The organism is Wolbachia endosymbiont (group A) of Eristalinus aeneus (assembly GCF_964026915.1).
GTDB classification, from domain to species: domain Bacteria; phylum Pseudomonadota; class Alphaproteobacteria; order Rickettsiales; family Anaplasmataceae; genus Wolbachia; species Wolbachia pipientis.
This window is the reverse complement of record NZ_OZ034712.1, coordinates 976,458-993,165: the sequence shown is the minus strand read 5'-3', so window position 1 is coordinate 993,165 and position 16,708 is coordinate 976,458. Positions and strand designations below refer to the sequence as shown.

Sequence of the window (16,708 nt, the reverse complement as noted above, 5' to 3'; positions counted from 1 at the left end):
TTGTATAAGCAAAAACATGAGTTTATATAAAAATTTAGTAACCAGTGAATCAGTGGCGGCTGGTCATCCAGATAAAGCAGCAGATCAAATTTCAGATGCAATACTTGATGAGTACCTTTTTACTGATCCTTTTGCGCGAGCTGCAATAGAGACTTTAGTCACCAAAGATAACGTTATTATAGCTGGGGAAGTGTTTGGGCCTAACATCAAAAATAGCAGGATTGAAAGTATTGTACGGAATACAATAAAAGATATTGGTTACAAGCACGATGGGTTCCACTGGAGAAAAGTGAAAGTAAATATATTGCTGCATGAGCAATCAAATGACATTGCAATAGGGTTGGATCAAGGTGCTGGAGATCAGGGCATAATGTATGGCTATGCAACAACAGAGACAGAAAACCTTATGCCGGCACCCATTTTTTATGCACACTCGATTCTGAAAAATATCATGAGCGCAGTTAAAGAAGCAAAACTTGGTCCAGATGCAAAGTCACAAATCACTTTGGCATATGAGAATAACCTCCCGGTACGTGCTGAAAGTATTATTGTCTCAATACAGCACCCTGAGGATTTGGATCAATCAAAAGTAAAAGAAATAATTTACCCTTACATAGTTTCATCTTTACCTGAAGGATGGATGTGTCCTGAGGAAAATCTCTTAGTCAATCCAACTGGTAGATTTGTTATTGGTGGACCGGTTAGTGATTGTGGATTAACCGGACGAAAAATTATGGTTGATACTTATGGAGGTTATATTCCACACGGTGGAGGAGCGTTTTCCGGAAAAGATGCAACCAAAGTTGATAGATCTGCGGCTTATATGGCAAGATATCTTGCTAAAAATATTGTCTTTGCAGGTTTGGCTGAACGTTGTCTTGTGCAGCTTTCTTATGCAATTGGTGTATCAAAACCTACTTCATTCTATATTGATACATTTGGTGCGAATAAGGTAGAGGAAAGAGTAATTAAAAAGTTTATCGAGAATAATATAGATTTATCAACAAAAGGCATAATCAAGCATTTATCGCTTAATCATCCTATATATAAACGTACAGCCTGTTATGGACATTTTGGTAAACAGTCGGAAAGGGACGGTGGATTTTCTTGGGAAAACATGGACTTATCTGCTGATCTTTGTAGAGAATTCAATATAGAAGGTAATAGTAAAATTTCTTTAGATTGCTAAAATTTTTGATTTACAGCCCCATATTTATATACTAGCTTATTGTTAAAGCATAGCACGCTTTTTCATAATAATTATACCACATTAGTAATAATTTTTATATTCAATTTTTATTGTGAGGCTTATAAAGTGTATAACGAAATAGAAGGAGAACTGTACAACGTAATTGTAAGAGGTTGTCCGGAAACTAGTAAATTCAAGCATATTCCCTCTTTAACATAACCCTACTCATAGCTAGGTATATGAAATTCTCAGTGGATGTTGTGAGTAAATCATACTCCTTCGATAGCCTTCTATTCCTATTAACCCAAGCAAAAGTCCTTTCTACAACCCATCTTCTTGGCTGTACTTTAAACCCTTGTTCTCTTGTTGGTAGTAGCTCAGGTGGCGTATCTTTGTGCACCCAAAATCTACATGGAGGCCTTTTAACAATTTCAATATCTATGTCATATTCTTCCTTTATGTGATTCTTTAAATTTCTTCCTTGGTATCCCATGTCAGCCCACATTTTTTTAACTTTAGTATATTTTGTTCTCATATTGTTTAATGCTATTTTAATACCATCTCTATCATTTTCGTTAGCAGCGCCTACGTAACAACCTAGTATAAAACCCTGAGTGTCTGTAATTATATGCCTTTTTCTACCCTTTACTTTTTTACTTCCATCATAGCCTTTGATCCTCCCTTTTCTGTAGTCTTTACAGATTGACTATCTACTATACAGGCACTCGGCTGCTCATTCCTTCCTATTTTTCTTCTACTATATTTTGTAATTTCATAATTCATTTTCTCAAAAATTCCCTGCTTCTTCCATTGCCTGAACTGCTCATACACAGTCTTCCATAGCGGAAAATCATTTGGTAAATACCGCCATTGACACCCTGTACGCAATACATAGAAAATTGCTTCTAATATTTCTCTTTTGCTATACTTTGGCGGCCTTCCTCCTTTCTTGTATGATACTCTGAAGTGTTTTTCTATTCTTGCCCATTCCCTTTCGCTTAGATCTGTTGGATACTTTTTTCTCATCTTTACCCTGTACTAAAATTTCAGATATTATAGCCTTTTACTTATTTCCGGACAACCTCTGAGAAACAGAGTTTTTGACCGAGACTTTGGAGCAAAGCTTATGTGTTAAGGTGGCACATAGAGGAAACGACTCAAAGTAGGAGCAGAGTTAGAGAATTTTTCTGGAGAGGCTGTATTACAAGAATTTTGGGCAAACTTGGTCATGTGCAATATATTATCGCTTCATATGTGTGATGCACAAGGGCCTTGGAACCCAGATCAAATTACTGAGTATCGTTTAAATTTTTCAGTTTTATTTGGTGTAATGAGGCAGAAACTCTATCAGGTACTTATTGCGCCAAAAAACTTTCAAGCCCTTTTTAAGTATACGCGCTAAAGTTAAAATCCGACCGGGACAGCCGCAATAAAGTAGATAAGCCTAAACGCCATCATGTCTTTAGGAGAGTTTGCTAATGAAAGTTCTTAAGTTGACGCCATTGGCTGAACGGATACGATTTATTTCAGTGCATGAGCTGGTCCTTTTCGGATTTTAGCGCTGTGTACATAACTGCACGAACGTCTAGTTTAGGGGTAAGAAAAATTAGGGCACGCAAATTAATCCAAACACATAAGTGTAGTGTTACCACCAAATGCTGTAGTGTTAACACTTACAACTTTTTCTGTAGAAAAACGCTGTAAATAATGAGGACCACCAGCTTTTGGCCCAGTGCCAGATAGTCCTCTACCACCAAATGGTTGTATCCCAACTGCTGCACCTATCTGGTTACGGTTGATGTAGACATTTCCAACTGATATTTTTTTACTTATAGTGTCAATTTGACTTTGTATACGACTCTGCAAAGAAAACGTAAGCCCATATCCAGTACTATTTATATCACTTATAACTTCATTTAATTGTGACTTGTTAAAACGTATGATATGTAAAATAGGACCAAATACTTCTTGCTTTAATTGCGAAATTTTTTGTATCTCATAAATATATGGAGGAAAGAAATAACCATTATGAGAATTTGTATCCATGGGTACTTTAAATAACAGATTTGAATCTTTATCCTCTGACATTTTTTGCGTATGTTGAGTGAGCATATCGATAGATGCTTTATCAATTATTGGACCAATATCAGTACTAAGTTGTATTGGGTCACCAATCTTGAGTTCTTGCGCTGCACCGCATATCATTTTTATCTGCTTCTCTGCTATGTCCTCTTGAATAAACAGCACTCTAAGCGCAGAACAGCGTTGGCCAGCGCTGCGAAACGCAGAAAGCAAAACATCCATAGCCACTTGCTCTAAAAGAGCAGAGCTATCAACTATCATAGCATTTAATCCGCCAGTTTCAGCAATAAATGGCACAATAGGACCATCCCTATTTGCAAGCATTCTATTAATTATTTGAGCGGTTTGTGTTGAACCAGTAAAAGCTACACCGGAAATTCTATTGTCTGGAACTAATATTTTGCCTAAATATCCACCATCCCCAGGAATGAGGTGCAACACATTTTTTGATATCCCAGCTTCATGTAGTATCTTAACAGCTTCATAGGCAATAATCGGCGTTTGCTCTGCCGGTTTTGCCAGCACTGCATTACCTGCTGCAAGTGCAGCTGAAACCTGCCCAATGAAGATAGCGAGCGGAAAATTCCACGGTGATATGCATAAGAAAACTCCTCTGCCTTCAAAAAAGATGAAGTTATCTTCACCTGTTGGCCCTGGCAATTTTTTCCAGTCGCTCAGTTCATTTTTTGCTATCGTTGCGTAGTAACGTAAGAAATCCACTGCCTCTCTTACTTCCGCTATTGCATCAGATAAAATTTTTCCTGCTTCTACGATCAGAATGTAAATCAACTCTTTCATCCTTTCTTCAAGCAAATCTGCAGCTTTTTCAAGGCATTTAGCGCGCTCTACTGCTGAAACATTCTGCCATTCAGCAAAAGCACTATGTGCTATTTCAAGAGCGTTTAAAGCTTGATCGCTTGTTGCACTTGACACTTCTCCAATTACATTTTCCAAATGTGCAGGATTCACTACTTCGATAAATTCAGCATTATCAAATAGTGCTTTTCCATCAATTATTGGTCCAACTTGCCACTTTTTTTCACTAAAACCCTTTATATCATCTGCAAATTGTGAGACTATCACATAATCACTAATATCCATCCCCAAGGAATTTTTTCTTTCTGGTCCCAAAATATCTTGTGGTAATGGAATGCCTGGATGAGGTTCATAATTAAAATTTATAGCTTTTTCCAGTGGATCTGAAATTAACTCATCGATTTTAACGTTAGGATCACTTATTTGATTAACAAACGAACTATTAGCTCCATTTTCAAGAAGGCGTCTTATAAGATAAGGCAACAAGTCACTATGTTCCCCAACGGGTGCGTAGACACGACAGCTAACATTTGTTGCAAGCTCTGACATTGCATAATCATATAAGTCTTTTGCCATTCCATGTAAGCGTTGAAATTCAAATCCAGGGTGGTTTTTATCAGCAAGTTCCATGATAGAAGCAAAAGTATAGACGTTATGAGTTCCAAAGCATGGGTAAAAGCTGTTTGGTTTACTCAAAAGTTTCTGTGCGCACACGAGGTAAGATACGTCAGTATAGCTTTTTCTTGTAAATACTGAGTAATCATTTAATCCCAATTCTTGCGTACACTTGATTTCTGAATCCCAATATGCACCTTTTACAAGCCTCACCATAATTTTGTGCTTTGATCGAATAGCAACATCCTCTACAAAGTCAAGAACAGATAAAGCACGTTTTTGATATGCTTGTACAGCCAAGCCGAGCCCTTCCCACTCAGAAAGTGATTCATCAAGCCGTAATTGTTCAAACAAGATTAAGGAAATTTCAAGCCTTTCTGTTTCTTCTGCGTCTATGCATAGTGAAATGTTGTATTTTTTTGCCTCGCGGCAGAGCTCTAAAACCTTAGTGAATATCTCACCAGCAATTCGGCCAAATTGACTAAATTCATAACGTGGGTGTAAAGCAGAAAGTTTGATTGAAATTCCATGGGATTTAAAACAATCATTTATTTCAGTGGATTCACCTATAGCTTTTATTGAGTGCATGTATGAATTAAAATACTCTTCTGCATCCTCAGTTGTGTGAGCAGCTTCGCCAAGCATATCAAAAGAGTATAAAAACTTACTATTGTCATCTAGTTTTGCGTACCTTAAAGCTTCTTCTATGGTTTCTCCAACAACAAAATGATTACCAAGCATAGACATTGCTTGTTTTACTGCTTTGCGAATGATCGGTTCTCCTAAATTCTTAAGTAACTTAGAAATTGCGTAATAGAACTTCGAATCGCCTTCATTATCTCTCAATATACTGCTACCTATCATTAAACTCCACGTGGAAGCATTGACGAACAATGAAGAAGAATATCCTAAATATTTACTCCATTCTTGATTGGCAATTTTATCTTTGATTAGCTCGTCTATTGTATAATCATCTGGTATTCTAAGTAGCGATTCAGCAAGGCACATCAATGCTATTCCTTCATCATTGGAAAGCGAGTATTGCTGCATAAAGGAATCTACAATACTTAATTTATTGTGTTTGATTTTTTCAATAACTTGTTTTGCAATATTATAAATTCTATTTTTTGAATCAGCCGAAAGCTCTGCTTTTTCTACAAGATAACGTATATAACTCTTTTCATCAGTACGATAAAATCCTTGTAAACGTTTTCTGAGTTCATTAGGTTCTTGTATAGAGCTTATCATATATAATTATCTCCAAAAAATACTCCGACACCATATGTATGGTGAAATTATATCATAACTTTGCGCAGAGCAAATTGCTATTTACAAAGGGATCAGGGCTGGCTAAAAGAAGTCCATGCAATAACTTCACTAAATCAAAAAGATTGTGCAAGTATGTAGCTCAACACTCCACCACACATCAAGTATTTAGTCTCAGTTGCGGTTTGTACACAGCATTTGAGTTGAATTGATTGCCTTGAATTATCCTTTCTTTTGATGATACATTCTAGATTTCCACCTGGCACTATTTCACCTTTTATGCTTATTACCTTACTACCATCAAATATCTTTCTGGTTATTCCATTTTGAAATACAAGTGGAAGAACACCCATACCAACTAAGTTGGACCTATGTATACGCTCAAAGCTTTCTGCAATGACAACTTTAACCCCCAACAATAAAGTACCCTTTGCTGCCCAATCCCTACTTGAACCTGTGCCATATTCTTTTCCTGCAACAATGATTAGAGGTACATTATTTTCCTTGTAACGCATTGCTGCATCAAAAATTGACATAATTTCTTGAGAAGGAATATATTTTGTATATCCACCTTCGGTGCTAACCATTTCATTTTTTATTCTAATGTTAGCAAAAGTGCCACGCATCATTACATTGTGATTACCACGGCGAGACCCATATGAATTGAAATCCTGTGGTTCAATTCCAAGCCCTTTTAAATATAGACCGGCAGGACTACTCGAGGCAATATTTCCCGCAGGGGAAATATGATCAGTAGTTATGCTATCGCCAAACATTGCCAATATTTGTGCACCCTTTATATCGATTTTATTATTTTTAGGTGATAAGTTATCAAAATAAGGCGGATTTTGTATGTAAGTGCTGTTTGCATCCCAATTATAGATTTCACTTTTTTCACACTTTATCTTTCGCCAATGTTCATCACCAGAAAAAACATCCTTATACTTTTGTATGAACATCTCACGTGTTACCACACTTTTAACACAATCTTCGATTTCATTGTTTGTTGGCCATATATCTTTGAGATAGACATCATTTCCATTCTTATCTTTGCATATTGAATCTTTTGTCAGATCAATTTGCACAGTACCAGCAAGTGCATATGCAACAACAAGTGGCGGAGATGCCAAGTAATTAGCTTTGACTAACGGATGAATTCTTCCTTCAAAGTTACGATTGCCAGATAAAACTGCAGCAACGGTTAAGTTTTTGTTTTTAATGCCATCTTCTATATCTTTATTAAGTGGACCAGAATTCCCAATGCAAGTTGTGCAACCATATCCAACTAGATTAAAACCCAAAGCATTTAGATCTACCTGCAATCCAGACTTTTCTAAATATTCTGTTACAACTTGTGACCCTGGAGCAAGAGAAGTTTTAACCCAAGGCTTTGATTTTAATCCAAGTTTAATTGCATTACGAGCTACAAGACCTGCAGCAATCATCACACTTGGATTAGAAGTATTAGTGCAGCTTGTTATTGCTGCAATAACTACACTTCCATCTTGGAGTTTATCGCTTTCCTTTGACTCATTAACTAAAAATGATTTAGAAAAAGACTCTGCCACTTGTGAAAGAAAAACCTTATCTTGTGGTCTTTTGGGACCAGCCATTACTAGCTCCACGCTTGATAAATCAAGCTCTAGTGTGTCAAAAAATGCTAACTCGTCACTACTACGCCACAGTCCTTGCTCTTTCGCATAAGCCTCAACTAGCTTAATCAGCTTTTCTGGCCTTCCGGTTAAGCTTAAATAATCTAGCGTTTTTTGATCAATTGGAAAAAATCCACAAGTTGCGCCATACTCCGGGGCCATGTTTGCTATAGTGGCTCTATCTGCCAAAGATAAATAATCTAAACCATCACCATAAAATTCTACAAACTTACCAACAACGCCTTTTGTTCTTAGGATATTGGTAACCGTCAGCACTAAATCGGTCGCAGTTACTCCTTCCGACAATCTGCCAATTAATTTAAATCCAACTACTTCTGGGATCACCATACTAATTGGTTGACCAAGCATCACAGACTCAGCTTCTATGCCTCCAACACCCCAACCAAGAACTGATAATCCGTTAACCATTGTAGTATGGCTGTCAGTACCAACTAAAGTATCAGGATATATGACTCCATCATTATTACACACAACTTGCGCTAAATATTCAAGATTCACTTGGTGGCAAATCCCTGTGCCAGGCGGCACTACTCTAAAATTTGTGAAGGACGATTCTCCCCACTTTAAAAATTGATATCTCTCCAAATTTCTTTTTACTTCTAACTCAACATTCTTACTGAATGCGGAAACACTTCCATAACTATCTACTTGAACAGAATGGTCAATCACAAGATCAACCGGTACAGACGGATTTATATTGCTTGGGTTTCCTCCATTTTTCTTAACATAGTCCCGCATTGAAGCTAGATCAACAACAGCAGGAACCCCTGTAAAATCTTGCATCAACACCCTTGCTGGTTTATAGCTAATTTCGTGATTAGTGTGTTTATTAACGCAGTCTGCTAGTACTCTTATGTCATCTAGCTTTACGTTCACTCCATCTTCATTGCGCAATAAACTTTCAAGCAGAACCTTAAGTGAGCAAGGCAATTTAGTCACATCTATTCCTAAAAATTCACTAGCACTACTTAGGCTAAAATAGTTGTATGACTTCCCGTCAATGTTTAAAGTCGTTTTTGCATTTAAAGAATTGTTCATCCTATCACACTATATTAGTTAAAATTGGAATTACTGCCGTTACTTTTTTGTTGTTGACCTTGCTGCTCATACATAGTTTCGAAATCTATCGGATCTAGCATCAGTGGGGGAAATCCACCACTACTTGTAACTCTTGCAATTATTTCTCTTGCAAAAGGAAAAAGAAAAGTAGGTCCGCCAATAAACAAAGCTTGTCTTACCTCTTCCTCACTCAACTCTTTTAAATTTTCTATTGAAAAAATGCCACAATATTTCGTCTCACAAATGAAAGCTACACCATCTTTTATGCCTTCATCTTTTACCGTTGCTTTGACTTCTATATGCAAAGTAATTTCATGAAAAGATTTTTCTTCATTCACTTCTTCTTTGTTTTTCGTCCCTTCTAATTTTGCTGAATTGATATTAACCATTACATTAATATCTGGAGCTTTACTAGAAGAAAGGAATGGCGAATTCGGATTCTCAAATGATAGATCTTTAACATATTGACCGTGAATTCTCATTTTTTGTTGTGGCATTTCTTACGTCTCCTTTAATTAAGTTGAGATATTTAATACTTTCTTATATAATATATTCATTTACAAACGAATAGCAAACCTGATTATAAGTTGATATGAAAAACATATTTTCATTAATAATTAATAATGTTCGGATACTTTATATGCCAAGGAGTTGAGTTACTATGATAGAGCTTGTAATATATGCTTTATTAGCGGCGTTCATTTTTTCACGTTTGTATAATTCTTTAGGAAGGTCAGCCAACCTCAACCTAAAAAAGCTAACTAATGTATTGGATGTAAGCCGAAGTAGAGAAGATGTAGTAGAAAACATTGAGGGTTACATTGATAGCAATGATGAAAATTCAATAAAAGTTACTTATAAACAAATATTAAAAAAAAACAAAGATTTTTCTATTTCCCACTTTATAGAAGGTTCAAGCATAGCTTTTGAATTAATAATAAAATGTTTCAATCAAGGAAATTTGTCTCAGTTAAAACCACTTCTCGATAAAGACTTATATGATAATTTTGCAGAGAAGATTAAACATCGTAAAGAGGTGCACGAGTCTATAATTGTTTCTATCGTTTCACAAAAGATTTTAGAAATAAAGCTAGTAAAAAACGCAGTGTTTATTGCAGTATATTTCCTTTCAGAGCAAATTAACTTCGTTAAGAACAATGAAGGAGATACAATATCAGGTAGTACATCCACTATTAATAAAGTTGAGGATGTATGGCAATTCAAAAAAAATGTTAATTCATCAGACCCAAGCTGGTTGCTTGTTTCTATTCACTATAAAAAGACAAGTAACGATAAGACAAATGATAAGTAAGATGAGTTTTATTTGAAATGGAAAGCAAGCTACGCGAAATAGTACTTGACACTGAAACGACAGGTCTTGACACTGAATCTGGTCATCGAATTATTGAAATAGGGTGTGTGGAATTAATTAATCGTATTCCAACAGGTAAAGTATTCCATCGGTACCTTAACCCAGAAAGAGATATACCTTATCACTCGTTTAAGATTCACGGTATTAGTGAAGAATTTTTAGAAGATAAACCATTATTTTCAGATGTTGCACTTGAATTTCTTGACTTTATATCTAATGATATTTTGGTAATTCACAACGCTGAATTCGATGTTAAGTTCCTTAACATGGAGCTAAGCAAGCTGAATGCTGGGTTAATTTCCTCAGATAGAGTGCTAGATACATTACCTCTTGCGAGGAAAAAATTCGCAGGATCACCTGCTTCTTTGAATGCATTATGTAAGCGTTTTGATATATCGCTAGAGAATAGAGAATTGCACGGAGCACTAGTTGATGCTCAATTGCTTGCAAAGGTATATGTTGAACTTACAGGAGGGTTACAAACCTTTCTGTTTGATAATGAATGCAATCAGGACAGTAACTCTACATTCGTTCAGCATAAAGTGCGTAATCTAACTCCCAGAGAACATTCACCAAATAGTGAAGAAATTGATGAACATAAGAAACTGTTAGACAAAATTAACAATACACTTTGGAATAAATATATTGAATAGATCAACCAATAAAGATACAATTTAATTTTACTGAGAGCACCCTAATGGTAAGGTTTATAAGATTGTTATCTAATATGCTAGTAGCATTAGCAGTTGTTTTTTTAGGTTATTGTTATTTCACTAAAAAAGGCATATTTGCCCCAGCAGCGATTCACAACGCAGAAGTTAAGATAGGCGGAGATTTTTCTTTAATTAATCAGGACGGACAGATCTTGCGCAGTAGTGATTTTAAAGATAAATACATGATGATTTTCTTTGGGTTTTCCTCATGCAAAAGAATTTGCCCTATGAACCTTGGAATAATTTCAGAAACACTTGCAAAGTTAGATGAGAAAACTAACAACAAGCTACAAACATTCTTCATCACAGTCGATCCTGAGCGCGATAGCACGGAAAGACTTAAAGAATTTCAGCAGCAATTTGACCACAGAATACAAATGTTAACTGGTGAAAGAGAAAAAATAGACGAAGTAATTGCAAAGTATAAAGTATATGCTAGCAAAGTTGGTGGAGAAGAAGAAATCAACCATTCTTCAATAATGTACCTTATTGGCCCTGGAGGAAAATATGTTACACACTTTGCAGCTGATTTAAATTCAGACGAAAGTCAATCTGATAAGATTTTGGCTGAGATAAGAAAATACGTAAACTGAATTATAGATTTTTCTGTTAATTAGTCGAGCATGCAACTGCATGAGCATTATGATTTGAGAGCAATCTCCATGGGAAGACACACACAACTGTACGAACGTTGTAGTTTGGGAGCAATTCCCACCAGTGGGGTGTCATCCCAGTGCCCAGACACTGGGATCCAGCTTCTATGCAACTTAATTAAAAACGTTTGTTTTAGCGTAAGACAACTACCTTTAGCTCATCAGCTCAGTTATAAGCAAAATTTCTGGATTCCAGTGGGCTTTGTTGCATCGCTACTTATGAAAGGCTAACTATAGTTAGGATTATAAGTAACCTATTGAAAATCTTGTTTTTTTGCAATCAATCTGATCAAATTTAAGAATAGTAATTTATTATTTACATTAATAAATTTAATTCTATTGAAAATAGCTAAAGCATTGAAATTCTTGAATTTTAGCCGGATTAGTGAGTGGTAGTGAAATTTCTTTTACTCAAATTTAGGTATTCACTGACCGTTCTTGTTATAAATACCAGAATAATAAGCTACTGATATTCTCCATCTTTTTTATCTTTAATCCATCATAGCTAGCGATGCAACAAAGCCATTCCAGTGTCAAGCACTGGAATGACATCATCTGTTGTGCAATTTACCTTCAAAAATGAATGTTCGTACAGTTATGGAAGACACATTGGAATGACACTATTTGCTGTCTTCAAAAATAAACATTCGTAAAGTTGTGCTTTTAATATGGGTTATCAGTTTAAAAATGTTGCTAATCAGCATATATGAATGTAATATCAATTAACATTCATAAACGAAGCAATACCATGGAAAATAGTTATAATGCCGATGCAATAAAAATCTTAAGGGGTCTTGATGCTGTAAGGAAACGTCCAGGTATGTACATTGGTGACACTGACGATGGATCTGGCTTGCACCACATGGTATATGAGGTTGTTGATAACGCAATAGATGAATCTTTAGCTGGATATTGTGATCAAATTGAAGTTAGCATAAATAAAGATGGTTCAGTATCTGTAACTGATAATGGTCGTGGCATTCCAACTGACATTCATGAAGAAGAAGGAATATCAGCAGCAGAGGTAATAATGACTCAACTCCATGCTGGTGGTAAATTTGACAGCAATACCTATAAAGTTTCTGGGGGATTACATGGTGTTGGAATCTCAGTTGTGAATGCATTATCAAGCTGGTTGGAATTAACTATTTGGCGCAATAAGAAAGAACACTTTATGCGTTTTGAAGATGGTGAGTCTATTGAACCTTTAAAGGTAGTCAACGAAAATACAAACAAAAGAGGAACTAAAGTCACGTTCATGCCATCAACAGAGACTTTTAATGGCATTAATTTCAGTTACTCAACGCTTGAAAGTCGTATAAGAGAATTAGCATTTTTAAATTCAAATATCGACATTACTTTACGTGATCTGCGCAATGAACCATATACAGAATCTCATTTCAATCAGAGCAATCAATCTAAAGACAATTTTGGTACAGCAAATTTTGTGCAGTATTTAGATAAGAATAAGACACATGTAACTAAAATTGCCAGTATGAAAGGAGATGCAGAAGATCTTGGCATCAGCTTGGAAATATCGATGGAATGGAATGATTCCTACTATGAGAATATGTTGTGTTTCACTAATAATATACGGCAACGAGATGGTGGTACGCATTTGGCAGGATTTAGATCTGCACTAACTAGATGTATCAATACCTATGCAACTAATGAAGGGTTTTTAAAGAAAGCAAAAGTAAATTTAACTGGAGAGGACGTTAGAGAAGGTTTAACTTGTGTTTTATCTCTTAAGATGCCTGATCCTAAGTTTTCTTCACAAACAAAAGATAAACTAGTTAGTTCTGAAGCACGTGCAGTTGTAGAAAGTATAGTTTCTGATAAATTGAGCACAATCCTTGAAACTGATCCCAAATTGGCAGCAAGCATAGTAGAAAGAGCAATCAGGTCAGCAAAAGGAAGAGAAGCTGCAAGAAAAGCGCGCGAGCTAGTTAAAAGCAAAAACAATATTGATATTGCAACTCTGCCAGGAAAGCTTGCTGATTGCCAGGAAAAAGCCCCTGAGTTATCGGAATTATTTATAGTAGAGGGTAATTCAGCAGGTGGTACTGCAAAGCAGGGGCGTAATCGTAAAACACAAGCAGTGCTTGCCTTAAGAGGAAAAATTCTAAACGTAGAACGTGTAAGTTTAAATCGTATTTTTTCATCTGCAGAAATAGGCTCTTTAATCACTGCAATTGGTGCTGGAATAGGGAGTGAACACTTCGATATTGAAAAAGCTAGATATCATAAAATTATCATCATGACAGATGCAGATGTTGATGGTTCACATATAAGAACTTTGATTCTAACTTTCTTTTTTAGACATATGCGTGAAGTTATTGAAAAAGGTTACTTATACATAGCACAGCCACCCCTCTATAAAGTTACAAAGAATGCCAAAGACACTTATATTAAAGATGACGAAACTTTTGAAGAGTATATAATAAACTCAGCAGTTAAAAGATTAACACTAAGTGGTACAGCTACAGAATTTAACAACTTACGCCTTATTTTGAATAAATGCGTTAGCACTTCTAATATTAGCAAAAATTATGATAGAGAAATACCACAAAATCTCTTAGAGTCATTGCTAATTTTAAGTAAAAAGAATGCTCTATCATCGGCTGATGAGATATTAAAGTATTTGAAGTTAATGTACAGCGAATACACTTGGGAAGTGGAAATAAAAGATGAAGAAAAAGAAATTCATATCTCTAAATTGTTTCAAGGATTGGCAGACAAATATATATTTGCACTTAGTATGCTTGAAGGCAAAGATATGCAAAACATATTAAGTTTGCTTGATGGTATAAGTAATTTATTTAATGGTGATTCATTTTTAAAGTCACAAGAAACTGAAATAAGAATCACTTCTCCAAGTACGCTTGCAAAAATAATAATGGACTATGGTAAAAAAGGTTTAACTCTGCAGAGATTTAAAGGTCTTGGTGAAATGAATGCTGATCAGCTATGGGATACTACGTTAAATCCTGAGGCTAGAACTTTATTAAAGGTTGAAATAAAAGATTGTGAAGAAGCTGATTCCATATTTTCAATATTAATGGGTGATATAGTTGAACCACGCCGTGATTTTATTAATAGCAATGCACTTAATGTGCATGATGTTGATATTTGAACTTTTAGCAAAATGTACGAACGTTACGGGTTTAAGCAAAGACTGTGTCATTCAAGTAGCTGACACTGGTTCCTTTATAACGGTGTCATTCCAGTGCTTGACACTGGAATCCAGGTTGCTCACAAGCAAACTAGCATAGAAAGTGGTTACAACGTTTTCGATGAGATTGCAGAAAGGCTGGATTCCAGTGTCAAGCACTGGAATGAAAGCAGTCCTACGTCATGCCGCGATTCATTCGCGGTATCTCTAGATCCCGCTAACAAGCAGCGGGATGACGGTTGTCAGGGTGTCATCCCACTACCTTCTCCTGTCATCCCAGTGCCTCCCTCCCCTGTCATCCAAGTAGCTTGACACTTGTATCTTTATGATGTGAGGCATTAGAGCTAAAATACCTCACAGGGAGGGTGAAGCTGATGCAACGCTAATGCCATTAAGAGGTTGTCCGGAAACTAGTAAATTCAAGCATATTCCCTCTTTAACATAACCCTACTCATAGCTAGGTATATGAAATTCTCAGTGGATGTTGTGAGTAAATCATACTCCTTCGATAGCCTTCTATTCCTATTAACCCAAGCAAAAGTCCTTTCTACAACCCATCTTCTTGGCTGTACTTTAAACCCTTGTTCTCTTGTTGGTAGTAGCTCAGGTGGCGTATCTTTGTGCACCCAAAATCTACATGGAGGCCTTTTAACAATTTCAATATCTATGTCATATTCTTCCTTTATGTGATTCTTTAAATTTCTTCCTTGGTATCCCATGTCAGCCCACATTTTTTTAACTTTAGTATATTTTGTTCTCATATTGTTTAATGCTATTTTAATACCATCTCTATCATTTTCGTTAGCAGCGCCTACGTAACAACCTAGTATAAAACCCTGAGTGTCTGTAATTATATGCCTTTTTCTACCCTTTACTTTTTTACTTCCATCATAGCCTTTGATCCTCCCTTTTCTGTAGTCTTTACAGATTGACTATCTACTATACAGGCACTCGGCTGCTCATTCCTTCCTATTTTTCTTCTACTATATTTTGTAATTTCATAATTCATTTTCTCAAAAATTCCCTGCTTCTTCCATTGCCTGAACTGCTCATACACAGTCTTCCATAGCGGAAAATCATTTGGTAAATACCGCCATTGACACCCTGTACGCAATACATAGAAAATTGCTTCTAATATTTCTCTTTTGCTATACTTTGGCGGCCTTCCTCCTTTCTTGTATGATACTCTGAAGTGTTTTTCTATTCTTGCCCATTCCCTTTCGCTTAGATCTGTTGGATACTTTTTTCTCATCTTTACCCCGTACTAAAATTTCAGATATTATAGCCTTTTACTTATTTCCGGACAACCTCTAACATGAGCAACTTTAGTGTCTGCACCACCTGGGCAAAAATAGATAATAAATTCTATTTACTCGACGTATATCGCGCAAAGCTTGAGTATCCAAAGCTTAAAGAACAGGTTTTGTCACTAGCTGCAAGATGGACGCCACACGCAATTTTAATCGAAGCAAAAACAAGTGGTCAACAATTGGTGCAAGAGCTAAAGACAAACAGTGATTTACCGATTATTGAAATAGTGCCACATGATGACAAGCTCACTCGATTTCATCAAATTGTTCCGATTATAGAGTCTGGCAAGGTTTTTCTGCCACATCAAGCAGTATGGCTGAACGATTTTGAGTATGAGATTTTAATGTTTCCTGAAACTCGACACGATGATCAAGTAGATAGTACCGTGCAATATCTCCAGTGGGTGAGAAACAGTACCTCCAGGGTTGCAGCTATACGAGCATTGTGATTTGAGTCTACCAGTACTGGGATGACAGCTAGGAGACAACCGTCATCCCGCTACTTATTAGCGGGATCTAGAGATACCGCGGCGGTATGACGTAGGACTGCTGTTATTCCAGTGTCTGGGCACTGCCGTCTTGGATGGAAAGGCTGGATCCAAGTAGTCAGCTACTCGTATGACATCTTTGTGTTTGAGGCAAAACCAGCTATAACATTTCTTCGCGAACAAATGTTCGTACAGTTGTGGGTCGTGCACAACTCTATTCCTATAGTGAGTAGCTCCCTCCTATCTTATTTATATCATATTTTTAACTTACCCAATAACATAAATTACTTTAGCTAT

The 16,708-nt window shown here is 36.2% G+C and carries 8 protein-coding genes and 4 pseudogenes; 7 read left to right on the top strand and 5 right to left on the bottom strand.

The window, feature by feature from the left end:
- Positions 1-16 precede the first annotated feature (16 nt).
- Positions 17-1,189 carry a methionine adenosyltransferase gene (gene metK, locus AAGD62_RS05025; RefSeq protein ID WP_155968278.1) on the top strand — a complete coding sequence of 391 codons (1,173 nt, stop codon included), beginning with the start codon at positions 17-19 and terminating at the stop codon, positions 1,187-1,189.
- Between the two features lie 193 nt (positions 1,190-1,382).
- On the opposite strand, the pseudogene AAGD62_RS05020 reads toward metK, so the two are convergent.
- Positions 1,383-2,215: pseudogene (locus AAGD62_RS05020) on the bottom strand (IS5 family transposase).
- A 90-nt stretch (positions 2,216-2,305) separates the two neighbouring features.
- On the opposite strand from AAGD62_RS05020, the pseudogene AAGD62_RS05015 reads away from it, so the two are divergent.
- Positions 2,306-2,668 (top strand): annotated as a pseudogene (locus tag AAGD62_RS05015) (IS4 family transposase); the annotation flags it as partial.
- A gap of 141 nt (positions 2,669-2,809) precedes the next feature.
- Here AAGD62_RS05015 and putA read toward each other — a convergent pair.
- The 3 genes from putA to secB all read right to left on the bottom strand — a co-directional run bounded on the left by putA (position 2,810) and on the right by secB (position 9,197).
- Positions 2,810-5,950, bottom strand: coding sequence for a bifunctional proline dehydrogenase/L-glutamate gamma-semialdehyde dehydrogenase PutA (putA, locus tag AAGD62_RS05010; RefSeq protein ID WP_155968280.1), 3,141 nt, complete (start codon positions 5,948-5,950; stop codon positions 2,810-2,812).
- A 134-nt stretch (positions 5,951-6,084) separates the two neighbouring features.
- Complete coding sequence (gene acnA, locus AAGD62_RS05005; RefSeq protein WP_155968282.1) at positions 6,085-8,679, bottom strand: aconitate hydratase AcnA; 2,595 nt, start codon at positions 8,677-8,679, stop codon at positions 6,085-6,087.
- 14 nt (positions 8,680-8,693) lie between these two features.
- Entirely contained in the window at positions 8,694-9,197 is a 504-nt protein-coding gene (gene secB, locus AAGD62_RS05000; protein WP_006279761.1) for a protein-export chaperone SecB, read from the bottom strand.
- 164 nt (positions 9,198-9,361) lie between these two features.
- Here secB and AAGD62_RS04995 point away from each other — a divergent pair, with 164 nt between their 5' ends.
- From AAGD62_RS04995 to gyrB, 4 genes are all read left to right on the top strand, one after another.
- Entirely contained in the window at positions 9,362-10,012 is a 651-nt protein-coding gene (locus AAGD62_RS04995; RefSeq protein WP_155968284.1) for a Tim44/TimA family putative adaptor protein, read from the top strand.
- Between the two features lie 17 nt (positions 10,013-10,029).
- Complete coding sequence (dnaQ, locus tag AAGD62_RS04990) at positions 10,030-10,725, top strand: DNA polymerase III subunit epsilon (protein ID WP_064124802.1); 696 nt, start codon at positions 10,030-10,032, stop codon at positions 10,723-10,725.
- 44 nt (positions 10,726-10,769) lie between these two features.
- On the top strand, positions 10,770-11,378 hold the full coding sequence (locus tag AAGD62_RS04985) for an SCO family protein (RefSeq protein ID WP_155968286.1): 609 nt from the start codon (positions 10,770-10,772) through the stop codon (positions 11,376-11,378).
- An 808-nt stretch (positions 11,379-12,186) separates the two neighbouring features.
- Entirely contained in the window at positions 12,187-14,574 is a 2,388-nt protein-coding gene (gyrB, locus tag AAGD62_RS04980) for a DNA topoisomerase (ATP-hydrolyzing) subunit B (protein ID WP_155968288.1), read from the top strand.
- A 458-nt stretch (positions 14,575-15,032) separates the two neighbouring features.
- Here gyrB and AAGD62_RS04975 read toward each other — a convergent pair.
- Positions 15,033-15,865, bottom strand: a pseudogene (locus AAGD62_RS04975) (IS5 family transposase).
- A 51-nt stretch (positions 15,866-15,916) separates the two neighbouring features.
- Between AAGD62_RS04975 and terL the strand changes: the two are divergent.
- Positions 15,917-16,372 (top strand): annotated as a pseudogene (gene terL, locus AAGD62_RS04970) (phage terminase large subunit); the annotation flags it as partial.
- Positions 16,373-16,708 lie beyond the last annotated feature (336 nt).

Coding starts and splice junctions, on each gene's coding strand:
- metK (WP_155968278.1), top strand. CDS start 17: ATGAGTTTATATAAAAATTTAGTAACCAGTGAATCAGTGGCGGCTGGT.
- putA (WP_155968280.1), bottom strand. CDS start 5,950: ATGATAAGCTCTATACAAGAACCTAATGAACTCAGAAAACGTTTACAA.
- gyrB (WP_155968288.1), top strand. CDS start 12,187: ATGGAAAATAGTTATAATGCCGATGCAATAAAAATCTTAAGGGGTCTT.
- AAGD62_RS04995 (WP_155968284.1), top strand. CDS start 9,362: ATGATAGAGCTTGTAATATATGCTTTATTAGCGGCGTTCATTTTTTCA.
- AAGD62_RS04985 (WP_155968286.1), top strand. CDS start 10,770: ATGGTAAGGTTTATAAGATTGTTATCTAATATGCTAGTAGCATTAGCA.
- acnA (WP_155968282.1), bottom strand. CDS start 8,679: ATGAACAATTCTTTAAATGCAAAAACGACTTTAAACATTGACGGGAAG.
- secB (WP_006279761.1), bottom strand. CDS start 9,197: ATGCCACAACAAAAAATGAGAATTCACGGTCAATATGTTAAAGATCTA.
- dnaQ (WP_064124802.1), top strand. CDS start 10,030: ATGGAAAGCAAGCTACGCGAAATAGTACTTGACACTGAAACGACAGGT.